The sequence below is a fragment of the Mycobacterium sp. genome, assembly GCF_046095365.1.
In the GTDB taxonomy this organism is placed as follows: Bacteria; Actinomycetota; Actinomycetes; order Mycobacteriales; family Mycobacteriaceae; genus Mycobacterium.
In genome coordinates, this window is sequence record NZ_JBJTJF010000125.1 from 16,756 (window position 1) to 27,252 (window position 10,497).

The following is a 10,497-nucleotide window of genomic DNA, read 5'->3' on the forward strand; positions in this document are numbered from 1 at the left end:
AAGCTCGTCACGTGAGACCAGAGGAGATCCAGTGCCGACCGGCAAGGTGAAGTGGTACGACGCCGACAAGGGTTTCGGTTTCCTCTCCCAGGAGGACGGCGAGGACGTCTACGTCCGGGCTTCCGCCCTGCCCGACGGGGTCGAGGGACTCAAGGCCGGTCAGCGGGTTGAGTTCGGGGTGGCCACCGGACGCCGCGGCCCGCAGGCGCTGAGTGTGACGCTGGTCGACCCGCCGCCGAGCCTGTCGCGCACCCGTCGCGAGACCGCCCCGGCGGGCGAACACAAGCACACCCCCGACGAACTGCACGGCATGGTCGAGGACATGATCACGCTGCTGGAGAGTGCGGTGCAGCCGGAACTGCGCCGGGGCCGCTATCCCGACAAGAAGGTCGCGCGGCGGGTCTCCGAGGTGGTCCGGGCCGTCGCCCGTGAACTCGACTCCTGATCAGTCCCACACCAGCCGCAGCGACCACTCGGCGTGCGGGACGTCGTAGAGCTCGCCGGTCTCGTCGCGCACCAGTGTCAGCAGCTGGACGACGACGCCGACGATCCGGCCGCGCCGGGCGTCGACGGTCGGGATGGTCACCGCCTGCGTCGTTCCCGGCCGGTAGGCGGTTTCGGTGTCCTGCTCGTCCTCGTAGATCCGCAGCAGGCGCCAGGGTGCGCGGCTGATCTCGGGAGGCAGCGATAACTGCACCGGGTAGCGGGTCGCCACCGAAAGCCGGCCCTGCGCGCCACCTTTGACGCAGTCGTTGAGGTCGACGACATTGCAGTAGAGATAGGGATCGAGGCGAACCGTCGTGCCGCGCGAGTAGGCGCTGATCTGCGGCAGCGCGGAGCTGTGTCCCCGGGCCAGCAGCCAGGCCCCGACACCGGCACCCGCGGCGGCCATCACCACGAGGGCCGAAATGACCCACGCCACATGGCGTTTCACCGGTGCGACACCGCCGGCCTGCCCTCCGGCTCGGCCACCACCGGGCGGTTGCCGCCGAAGCCCGGGATGAGCGAGGCGCCCCGGTAGCTGACCACCGTCTGCGCCAGCCCGGGCACCAGCAGGGCTGCGATCGCGGTGAAGCCCACCCACAGATCCGTGTAGACCAGCACGCCCATCGCACCGCCGAGAACCCAGGCCAACTGCAGCACGGACTCCGAACGGCCGAATGCCGATGCCCGCGACTCCTCAGGCAGGTCGTCCTGCAGCGAGGCGTCCAGCGACGCCTTGGCGATCGCGCTGGCGCCGGAGGTGACGAACGCGGCCAGAGCCACCGCGGCCAGCGTGCCGGCCACCGCCGCGACCAGCGCCATGACGGTCACCGCGACCGTCGCGCGGACGACCAGGACCGCGGGGCGGCCGAGCCGCATCCGCGCGGCGGTGAAGTTGCCGATGAAGTTCCCCGCCCCGGCCGCCGCGCCGATCGTCCCGAGCATGCCCAGTTGGACCCAGCCGCCGGCGTCGTGCGCCTTGGCGACGAACGCCGGGTAGAGGAAGAGGAACCCGACCATCGCCTTGATCGTGCAGTTGCCCCACAGCGCGGTGATGATGTTGCGGCCCAACGGCTGCCGGCGCGGCCCGGAGGCGGCGATGACCTCGGTGGGCTCGTCGTAGAGCCAGTCCCACTCCCCGCCGTGGCCGTGGTAGGTCAGCGTCGCGGGCACCTCGCCCTCGGTCACTTCCACCCACCTCGGGATCCGCATGGTCAGCGACGCGCCCGCCAGGGTGACGAAGACGACCACGAACAGCGCGCCGGGCAGGTCCAGCAGGGTGGAGAACAGGTACTCCGCGGCCGCGGCGATTCCGCCGCCGACCAGCGTCCCGCCGATCAGGCCGAAAATCGTCAGCCGCGAGTTGACCCGCACCAGGTCGATGGTCGGCGGCATCACCCGCGGGGTGACCGCGCTGCGCAGCACCGAGAAGGACTTCGAGAACACCATCATCCCCAGCGCGCAGGGGTAGAGCACCCACGACGGGTAGCTGCCGGTGGCCGGGTCGTAGTTGGAGATCAGCACCACCGCCAGCACGGTGCGAAGCAGGAACGACGCCGCCAGCGCGGCGCGGCGGCCGTTCTGGAGGCGATCGAGGGCCGGCCCGATCAACGGGGCGATCACGGCGAACGGTGCGATGGTGATCAGCAGATACAGCGCCACCCGGCCCTTGCTCTCCCCGGTGGCCGCCGCGAAGAACAGCGTATTGGCCAGGGCCACCGCCATTGCCGAGTCCACCGCGAAGTTGGCCACCACCGGCCAGGTCAGCGCGGTCAGGCCGGACTTGTCGGCGCCGTCGGCGGTGGCGGCCCGGTGCACCATCGAATACATCCGCGAACCCACGTCGGCCGCCGCCCGGCCGACTCCGGCGCGTTCGGCGCCCGGCGCGCCCGGCCGCTGTCCGAAGTCGGGGTGGGCGCGGGTGCGCCGGTCGGCCAGGGGCGGCAGATGGCGGTTGGCGCTGCGCGCCGGTCCCGGTTGATCGCTGGGGTAGTTGGCCATGCCGGGGTGTTCACCCGAGCGGCGCGAAGGCCGGTGGAGGCCCGCGCCCGGATACCCGCCTCGCCGCCCTGACACAGTTCTGATTGTCCACCATGGCGGCGGTGGCCGCGGGCACCCGACCGGGGTAGGTGCGCGCGGATGCGGTGAGGCAAGATTGGCGGTGATGGACGACGTGATCGACACCGCCGAAGCCCCCGCCCCGGTCCCGCCGACGGCGGCGGTGGCCGCTGTTCTGGAGGGCGCCGCCGAGCAGGCCCGCCAGGCGATCATCGAGAACAGCGGTGAGACGGCCGGCGACTACCTCGGAGTGACCATCGAGGACGAGGCGGCCGCCACCCACCGCTTCCTGACCACGTTGCCGGGCTACCACGGCTGGCAGTGGGCGGTTGTCGTGGCCGCCTGCCCGGGGGCCGATCACGCCACCGTCAGTGAGGTGGTGCTGGTCCCCGGCCCGACTGCGCTGCTGGCCCCGTCGTGGCTGCCCTGGGAGCAGCGGGTCAGACCCGGCGATCTGGGACCCGGTGACCTTCTCGCGCCGCTGCCCGACGACCCGAGGCTGGTGCCCGGATTCCTGGCCACCGGCGACCCGCTGGTGGACGACACCGCCGTAGAGGTCGGGTTCGGCCGGCGCCGGGTGCTCGGTCCCTTCGGGCGCGACGACGCGGCCCAGCGCTGGCACGACGGGGACTACGGCCCGGATTCGGCGATGGCCCGTGCGACCAAGCGGGTGTGCCGGGACTGCGGGTTCATGGTGCCGCTGGCCGGTGCTCTCGGCGCGATGTTCGGGGTCTGCTGCAACGAACTGGCCGCCGACGGCCGGGTGGTCGATTTCCGCTATGGCTGCGGCGCGCACTCGGACACCCCGGCCCAGCCGGGTTCGGGGTCGCCGATGTACGACCCGTACGACGACGGGGTGCTCGAGATCGTCGACGTGGCCGTCGCCGAAGTGGCGGTCGGGGAGGTGCCGGCCGAACCGGAGTCCGGGGCCGGGGATCCGGAGAGCTAACCGCGCTCGGCGGCGGCCTTGATGCGTGCCAGCGACTGGTTCATCCCGTCGAGCAGTTCCCTCTCGAAGTCATCCACTCCGCCGAGTGCGGCCTTGGTCACCGCGGTGGACAACGCCGAAATCCCGTTCTCGGCGTGCCGGGTCTCGGTGAGCCGGGTGCCGGTCGCGGTGGGTTCGAGTTCGTAGCGCCACACGGTGGTGTTGACCGGGATCCGGAAGGCGAAGGTGCGCTCCGGAACCACCTCGGTGATGACCGACGTGGTCGGCCAGAACAGCAGTCCGCGCCGGTTGAGGTTGACCGTCCTGGTGCCGGGACGGATCGGGCCGAGGGCCCGCATCACCCGGCACTGCGGGCTCCACTGCGGCATCCGGCTGACGTCGGACACCAGCGCCCATACCTTGGACACCGGTGCGTTGATCTCGACCTCGGCCTTGAGAAGCGGTGCGGCCATGGTGTTCTCCTTACGAATCTCGTTGTGGTTCAAGCCCGGTCTGCGCGCCGCGCGCACCCCGGCGGGCAGCGGAGCGCTGCCAGAGGAACAGTGACAGCCCGAAAACGCCGACGCCCAGGCCCGCAACGGTCACCGGCCGCCAGCCCTGCAGGGCTGGGACGGTGAAGGCCGCGACCGCGGCCAGCGCCCAGAGCAGGGCGCCGGTGGCGATCACCGGCCGCGGGTCGAGCAGTGCGGCCGGTAACTCGACCTGCTCGGGCAGTGCGCCCGAGGAGGGCCTCGCGCCGTTGGTGGACATCGCGATCACCGTATCCGACCGGCGGACGCGTACGTTATCGCCCATGCAGGCCGGCGTTCGGGTCATCGACATCACCGACCCCGCCGACAGCCGGGTGGACGACTTCCGCGACCTCAACAGTGTCGACCGCCGCCCCGACCTGCCTACCGGCAAGGGCCTGGTGATCGCCGAGGGCGTGCTGGTGGTGCAGCGCATGCTGGCGTCCCGGTTCACCCCGCACGCCTGCCTGGGCACCGACCGGCGGCTGAGCGAACTCGCCGCCGACCTGGCCGGCACCGGGATCCCCTACCTGCGTGCATCGGCGGAGGTGATGGCCGAGGTGGTCGGCTTCCACCTCAACCGCGGCGTGCTGGCCGCAGCGCGCCGGCCGGCCGAACTGAGCCTGACGGACGTCCTCACCGGCGTACGCACCGTCGCGGTGCTCGAGGGCGTCAACGACCACGAGAACCTCGGGTCGATCTTCCGCAACGCCGCCGGCCTGGGTGTGGACGCGGTGGTCTTCGGCGCAGGCTGTGCCGACCCGCTGTACCGACGGGCGGTGCGGGTGTCCATGGGGCATGCCCTGCTGGTCCCGTTCGCCCGTGCTCAGCGCTGGCCTTTCGATCTGGAAGTGTTGCGCGACAACGGTTTTCGATTGCTGGCCATGACGCCGGAAGCCGGGGCGCGGGTGCTGGCCGAGGTGGTCGGGAGCCTGGCCGGGCGCAAGCTCGCGATACTGGTCGGCGCGGAGGGTCCCGGACTGACCGAGACGGCGATGCGCAGCGCTGACGCCCGGGTGCGCATCCCGATGGAGCGGGGTACCGACTCGCTCAACGTCGCCACCGCGGCGGCGCTGGCGTTCTATGAGCGGGCCCGGGGCGCCGACGGGGCCGCCCGGCCGGCCGGCCGATAACCTGACGGCATGTCCGAACAGCCGGTGGGCGAACCAACGCCGTGGGGGACCGGGCTGACCGTCTCGGCCTTTGTGGCCGCGGTCGTCGGGGCGGCGATCGTCGTGCTCGGCCTCGGTATGACGCGGGTGCACCCGCTGATCTCGATCGCGCTGAACCTGGTGGCCGTCGGCGGTCTGGCGCCGACGCTGTGGGAGTGGCGGGCTCGGCCGGTCCGCCGGTGGTTCGTGCTGGGCGCCGCGGTCGGGGTGGCCGTCGGCTGGATCGCGATGCTTGCGCTGATGTTCCGGTAGCTCAGCGCTCGCCGCTGGAGCGCACTCCGAGCAGCACGTCCTCCCAGGCCGGGATGGCCGGCCTGCGGCCGGCCCGCTTGGCCGTCTGCGCCTTGGGCTCGGACGGCTCGGCGGGGGTCGCGACGACCGGGGAGGCGTTGACGGCCGCGGGTTCGCCGACGACGACGGCGGGAGCCTCCACCGGCGCGGGCACCTCGAACTCCAGCTGGGCGACCGTGGCCACCGGCCGCAGCGGACGCTCGAACTCCGGGTCGATCAGCTCGCTGGCGGCCTCGTCGATGGCCGTGACGGTGCCGCCGTGCGCGCCCGGGGCGAACCGGAAGTGGGCGAAGTTCTCCGAGAGGCCGGCGTGCCAGCCCATCCGCACCGTCCAGCGGCCGTCGTCGGCGCGCCAGGCATCCCAGCTGGTGTCCTTGGCGCTCAGCCCGCGGTCGGCGAGGGCTGCGGTGACGGTCTCCAGCAGCGTCTCCACCGTCGGGCCCTCGGCGAGCACGGGGTGCGCGGCGGTGGCCAGTTCGGCGGCGCGCTGCCGCTCGAGCAGCACCGGGTGGGCGAACCGCTCGACCTTGGAGACGTCCACGCCGGCGCTTGCGGCGACCTCCTGGACCGAAGCGCCGGCCCGGATGCGGGCCTGAATGTCCTTGGGACGCAGCACGACTTTGACCTCGCTGTCTCTGGGGACCTGGCCGGCACGCACACCGTCGCCGCGGGCGGCCGCGCGCAGCCGGTCGTCGAGCCGGACCAGGAACTTGTCGGCCGGGTTGCCACCCTCGCAGATGATGTGCCTGCCGTCGACGTCGAGCCCGATGAGAGTGAGTTCCCGCATGTCGGCCTCCTTCGAAACCGGACCCTAACCCGGTCCCCGTTGACATAACGGAAAGGACACGCCGGTGTGACAGATGAGGCTAGAGGTGTTCGACGACCCAGTCCACACAGCGGGTCAGCGCGGTGATGTCGTCGGGGTCGATCGCCGGGAACATCGCCACCCGCAACTGGTTGCGGCCCAGCTTGCGGTAGGGCTCGGTGTCGACGATGCCGTTGGCGCGCAGCACCTTGGCGACGGCCGCGGCGTCGACCTCGTCGGTGAAGTCGATGGTGCCGACCACCTGTGAGCGCAGCGCCGGGTCGGCGACGAACGGGGTGGCGAACGGGACGGCCTCGGCCCAGGAGTACAGCCTGGAGGAGGAGTCGGCCGTGCGCTTGACGGCCCAGTCCAGCCCGCCGTTGGCCAGCATCCAGTCGACCTGCTCGGCCATCAGCACCAGGGTCGCGATGGCCGGGGTGTTGTAGGTCTGGTTCTTCAGGCTGTTGTCGACCGCGATCGGCAGCGACAGGAAGTCGGGCACCCAGCGGCCCGAGGCCGCGACGGACTCGATGCGCGCCAGAGCGGCCGGCGAGAGCACGGCCAGCCACAGACCGCCGTCGCTGGCGAAGTTCTTCTGCGGCGCGAAGTAGTAGGCGTCGCAGTCGGCGACGTCGACGGGCAGGCCGCCGGCCGCCGAGGTGGCGTCGATGAGGACCAGGGCGTCACCGCCGGGGCGCTGCACGCCGACCGCGACCCCGGTGGAGGTCTCGTTGTGCGCCCAGGCGACGGTGTCCACCGACGGATCGGACTGCGGCGCGGGCGCGCTGCCGGGGTCGGCCTTGACGACGATCGGGTCCCCGACGAACGGGTTGGCGGCCACCGCCGAGGCGAACTTGGCGCTGAACTCCCCGAAGGCCAGGTGCAGCGAGCGCTTGTCGATCAGGCCGAACGCGGCGGCGTCCCAGAACGCGGTCGCCCCGCCGTTGCCGAGGATGACCTCGTAGCCGTCGGGGGCGGAGAACAGTTCGCGCACCCCCTCGCGCACCCGGCCGACCAGGTTCTTGACCGGGGCCTGACGGTGGGAGGTGCCGAACAGCCCGGCGGCGGTGGTGGTCAGCGCCTGCAACTGCTCGGGGCGCACCTTCGACGGGCCGCAACCGAAGCGTCCGTCGGCGGGCTTGAGGTCGGCGGGAATCGTGAGCTGGGCGGAATCGGCCATGCCCTCAGCCTAGGGAGCGGGTGGTCATGACCTGAAATCGAGGTGATCACGGCCCGCCTCAAGCTATGGACAGTTATGCGATACCTGCGGTACCGTTTCGCCATCGGCTGTACAAAACCCATCCCTATGTAAACCACGCGGGAGGCTTGTCATGGCGAGAACCACGATGGTCAGACGCTGGCGCCGCAACATGGAGGTGGGTGACGACACCGCCTACGTCGACCTGCTGAACACGCTGTCGCAGGGTTCGGTGCGGCGGAACTTCAACCCCTACACCGACATCGACTGGGACTCCCCGGAGCTCGCGGTCACCGCCGACGACGAGCGCTGGATCCTGCCCGACACCGACCCGCTGGGCCGGCACCGGTGGTATCGCGAGCAGCCGGTGGCCGCGCAGATCGCCATCGGTCAGTGGCGCCAGGCCAACATCGCCAAGGTCGGCCTGCAGTTCGAGTCGATCCTGATCCGCGGGCTGATGAACTACGCGTTCTGGGTGCCCAACGGCTCGCCGGAGTACCGGTACTGCGTGCACGAGGCGATCGAGGAGGGCAACCACACCCTGATGTTCCAGGAGATGGTCAACCGCATCGGCGTCGATGTGCCCGGCATGCCGCGGCTGCTGCGCTGGGTCTCCCCGCTCATCCCGCTGGTGCCCGGGCCGCTGCCGATCCCGTTCTTCTTCGGTGTGCTCGCCGGCGAGGAGCCGATCGACCACACCCAGAAGGACGTGCTGCGCGAGGGCAGGGACCTGCACCCGATCATGGAGAAGGTGATGGCCATCCACGTGGCCGAGGAAGCCCGGCACATCTCCTTCGCCCACGAGTACCTGCGCAAGCGCCTGCCGCGGCTCAATCGCCGCCAGCGGCTGCTGCTGTCGCTCAACGTGCCGCTGATCATGCGCATCCTGTGCCAGGCCATCGTGGTGCCGCCGCGCAGCTTCTTCCGCGAGTACGGCATCCCGATGCAGATCCGCAAGGAGCTGTTCTTCGCCTCACCTGAGTCGCGGAAGTGGTTGCGCGACATGTTCGGTGACGTCCGGATGCTCTGCTACGACACCGGACTGATGAACCCACCGGCCAAGCTGGTGTGGCGGCTGTGCAAGATCGACGGCCCGCCGAGCCGGTTCCGCAGCGAGCCGCAGCGCCGGCATCTGACCGGCGCGGCCTGACGCCGGGCACATGCCCCACGTCATCACCCAGCCCTGCTGCGGCGACGGTTCCTGCGTGTACGCCTGCCCGGTGAACTGCATACACCCCACCCCGGACGAGCCGGAGTTCGCCGTGACCGAGATGCTCTACATCGACCCGGTCGCCTGTGTGGACTGCGGGGCGTGCGTGAGCGCCTGCCCGGTCGGCGCGATACGGCCCGACAGCCGGCTCACCGCGGCCGAGCTGCCCTTCGCGGCCGTCAACGCCGGCCACTACCCGCCGCGTCCGGCCGGGGTCAAACCGCCGCCCACCTCCAAGCTGGCGCCGGTGCTGCCGGCCCCCCGGGTGCGCGGCCGCGGCCTGACGGTGGCCGTCGGCGGCTCCGGGCCGGCCGGGCTGTACGCCGCCGACGAACTGCTCACCCAGGGCGGGGTTCGGGTCAACGTGTTCGACAAGCTGCCGACGCCGCACGGGCTGGTCCGCGCCGGGGTGGCCCCGGACCACCAGCGCACCAAGTCGATCACCGGGTTGTTCGACCGGATCGCCGGTTCCCGCCGCTTCACCTACTACCTCAATGTCGAAGTGGGCAAGCACCTTTCGCACGCCGACCTGCTGACCCACCACCACGCGGTCGTCTATGCCGTCGGCGCGCCGGGCGATCGCCGCCTGGACGTCGAGGGTATGGGGATGCCGGGCACCGGCACCGCCACCGAGACCGTCGCCTGGATCAACGGCCACCCCGGATTCGCCGACCGGGCCGTCGGCCTCGGCCACGAGCGGGCCGTGGTCATCGGCAACGGCAACGTCGCACTCGACGTCGCCCGGCTACTCACCCGTGAGCCGGCCGACCTTGCCGCGACCGACATCTCGGATGCGGCCCTGAAGGTGTTGCGGGACTCCGCGGTGCGGGAAGTGGTGGTCGCCGCCCGACGCGGTCCGGCCGACTCCGCGTTCACGCTGCCGGAGCTCATCGGACTGACAACGACGGCTGAGGTGGTGCTCGACGCCGCCGACCACGACCTGGTGCGCGCCGATCTGCTGACCGCCACCGATCCGGGCACCCGGGCCAAGCTCGAGATCCTGGCGGGGCTGCCCGACTCCGCCGGACCGGCCGGAGACCGGCGAATCCGGTTGGCCTACCGGCTGACTCCGCGGCGAATCCTCGGCGGCGAGCGGGCCGAGGCGGTGGAGTTCGGCCGTGACGGCCCCGGCACCGCCGCGGGCACCGTGACGGTGCGGGCCGGCCTGGTGCTGTCCTCCATCGGCAACCGCGGTGCGCCGGTGGCGGGTCTGCCGTTCGACGAGACCGCTGCGGTGGTGCCCAACCGCGGCGGGCGGGTCGTGGAGCCGGCGACCGGCCGGCCCGTCGCCGGCGCCTACGTCGCGGGCTGGATCAAACGCGGACCGACCGGATTCATCGGGACCAACAAGTCCTGCGCGATGCAGACCGTCGCCGCACTCGTCGAGGACTTCAACGCCGGCCTGCTCGACCACCCCGTCGCGCGGACGGCGGTGCTGGCCCGGCTGGTGCGCGAGCGGGCCCCGGAGGTGGTCGATGCGGCCGGGTGGCGGGCGATAGACGGCGCCGAGGTGGCCCGCGGCGCCGAGACCGGCCGGCCGCGGGTGAAGTTCACCTCGGTGGCCGAGATGCTCGCGGTGGCGCGGCGGGCGCCGGCGGCCGGGCGAAAGTGGGCGCCGGCCCGGGGGCGTTAGGTCAGGTGTGGGAGATCTCGTCCCAGCCGGGCACCGCGTCGGCCGGGCGCGGACCCGGCCCCGCGGGCCCTCGATCCTGCACAGCCGCCACACCAGCTTGGCCGGTGGGTTCATCAGTCCGGTGTCGTAGCAGAGCATCCGGACGTCACCGAACCTGTCGCGCAACCACTACCGCGACTCAGGCGAGGC

At 71.7% G+C, this 10,497-nt stretch carries 12 protein-coding genes and 1 pseudogene; 6 read left to right on the forward strand and 7 right to left on the reverse strand.

The genetic code is table 11. The annotated features are described in order from the left end of the window. Positions 1-31: 31 nt before the first annotated feature. Positions 32-445, forward strand: coding sequence for a cold-shock protein (locus ACKOQ4_RS10470; RefSeq protein WP_526291530.1), 414 nt, complete (start codon positions 32-34; stop codon positions 443-445). Here the strand turns inward: ACKOQ4_RS10470 and ACKOQ4_RS10475 are convergent, their stop codons facing one another. Continuing rightward, positions 446-934 carry a DUF2771 family protein gene (locus ACKOQ4_RS10475; RefSeq protein WP_526291532.1) on the reverse strand — a complete coding sequence of 163 codons (489 nt, stop codon included), beginning with the start codon at positions 932-934 and terminating at the stop codon, positions 446-448. Beyond that, positions 931-2,484 (reverse strand): MFS transporter, encoded by a 1,554-nt coding sequence (locus ACKOQ4_RS10480; RefSeq protein WP_526291534.1) that lies wholly within the window; start codon positions 2,482-2,484, stop codon positions 931-933. The genes ACKOQ4_RS10475 and ACKOQ4_RS10480 overlap by 4 nt, the downstream gene beginning before the upstream one ends. Positions 2,485-2,647: 163 nt before the next feature. On the opposite strand from ACKOQ4_RS10480, the gene ACKOQ4_RS10485 reads away from it, so the two are divergent. Continuing rightward, complete coding sequence (locus ACKOQ4_RS10485) at positions 2,648-3,490, forward strand: DUF3027 domain-containing protein (protein ID WP_526291536.1); 843 nt, start codon at positions 2,648-2,650, stop codon at positions 3,488-3,490. Here the strand turns inward: ACKOQ4_RS10485 and ACKOQ4_RS10490 are convergent. Then, positions 3,487-3,942 (reverse strand): SRPBCC family protein, encoded by a 456-nt coding sequence (locus tag ACKOQ4_RS10490; protein WP_526291538.1) that lies wholly within the window; start codon positions 3,940-3,942, stop codon positions 3,487-3,489. The genes ACKOQ4_RS10485 and ACKOQ4_RS10490 overlap by 4 nt on opposite strands. Positions 3,943-3,952: 10 nt before the next feature. Continuing rightward, positions 3,953-4,240, reverse strand: coding sequence for a DUF2530 domain-containing protein (locus ACKOQ4_RS10495; RefSeq protein WP_526291540.1), 288 nt, complete (start codon positions 4,238-4,240; stop codon positions 3,953-3,955). A 43-nt stretch (positions 4,241-4,283) separates the two neighbouring features. Here ACKOQ4_RS10495 and ACKOQ4_RS10500 point away from each other — a divergent pair, with 43 nt between their 5' ends. Both ACKOQ4_RS10500 and ACKOQ4_RS10505 read left to right on the forward strand, forming a co-directional pair. Then, complete coding sequence (locus ACKOQ4_RS10500) at positions 4,284-5,132, forward strand: TrmH family RNA methyltransferase (RefSeq protein WP_526291542.1); 849 nt, start codon at positions 4,284-4,286, stop codon at positions 5,130-5,132. A gap of 9 nt (positions 5,133-5,141) precedes the next feature. Then, entirely contained in the window at positions 5,142-5,423 is a 282-nt protein-coding gene (locus ACKOQ4_RS10505; RefSeq protein ID WP_526291544.1) for a DUF2537 domain-containing protein, read from the forward strand. 1 nt (position 5,424) lies between these two features. Here the strand turns inward: ACKOQ4_RS10505 and sepH are convergent, their stop codons facing one another. Together sepH and serC are read right to left on the reverse strand one after the other, a co-directional pair. After that, positions 5,425-6,249, reverse strand: a complete 825-nt coding sequence (gene sepH, locus ACKOQ4_RS10510) for a septation protein SepH (RefSeq protein WP_526291546.1) — start codon at positions 6,247-6,249, stop codon at positions 5,425-5,427. A gap of 79 nt (positions 6,250-6,328) precedes the next feature. After that, positions 6,329-7,447: a phosphoserine transaminase gene (gene serC / locus ACKOQ4_RS10515; RefSeq protein ID WP_526291548.1), complete on the reverse strand. Its 1,119-nt coding sequence runs from the start codon at positions 7,445-7,447 to the stop codon at positions 6,329-6,331. A gap of 151 nt (positions 7,448-7,598) precedes the next feature. Between serC and ACKOQ4_RS10520 the strand changes: the two genes are divergently transcribed. Next, on the forward strand, positions 7,599-8,615 hold the full coding sequence (locus tag ACKOQ4_RS10520) for a diiron oxygenase (RefSeq protein WP_526291550.1): 1,017 nt from the start codon (positions 7,599-7,601) through the stop codon (positions 8,613-8,615). A 10-nt stretch (positions 8,616-8,625) separates the two neighbouring features. Further along, the gene (locus ACKOQ4_RS10525; protein ID WP_526291552.1) at positions 8,626-10,308 is read left to right on the forward strand and encodes a 4Fe-4S binding protein; all 1,683 of its coding nucleotides are present in this window, start codon (positions 8,626-8,628) and stop codon (positions 10,306-10,308) included. A gap of 33 nt (positions 10,309-10,341) precedes the next feature. On the opposite strand, the pseudogene ACKOQ4_RS10530 reads toward ACKOQ4_RS10525, so the two are convergent. Then, positions 10,342-10,497, reverse strand: a pseudogene (locus ACKOQ4_RS10530) (diiron oxygenase); the annotation flags it as partial.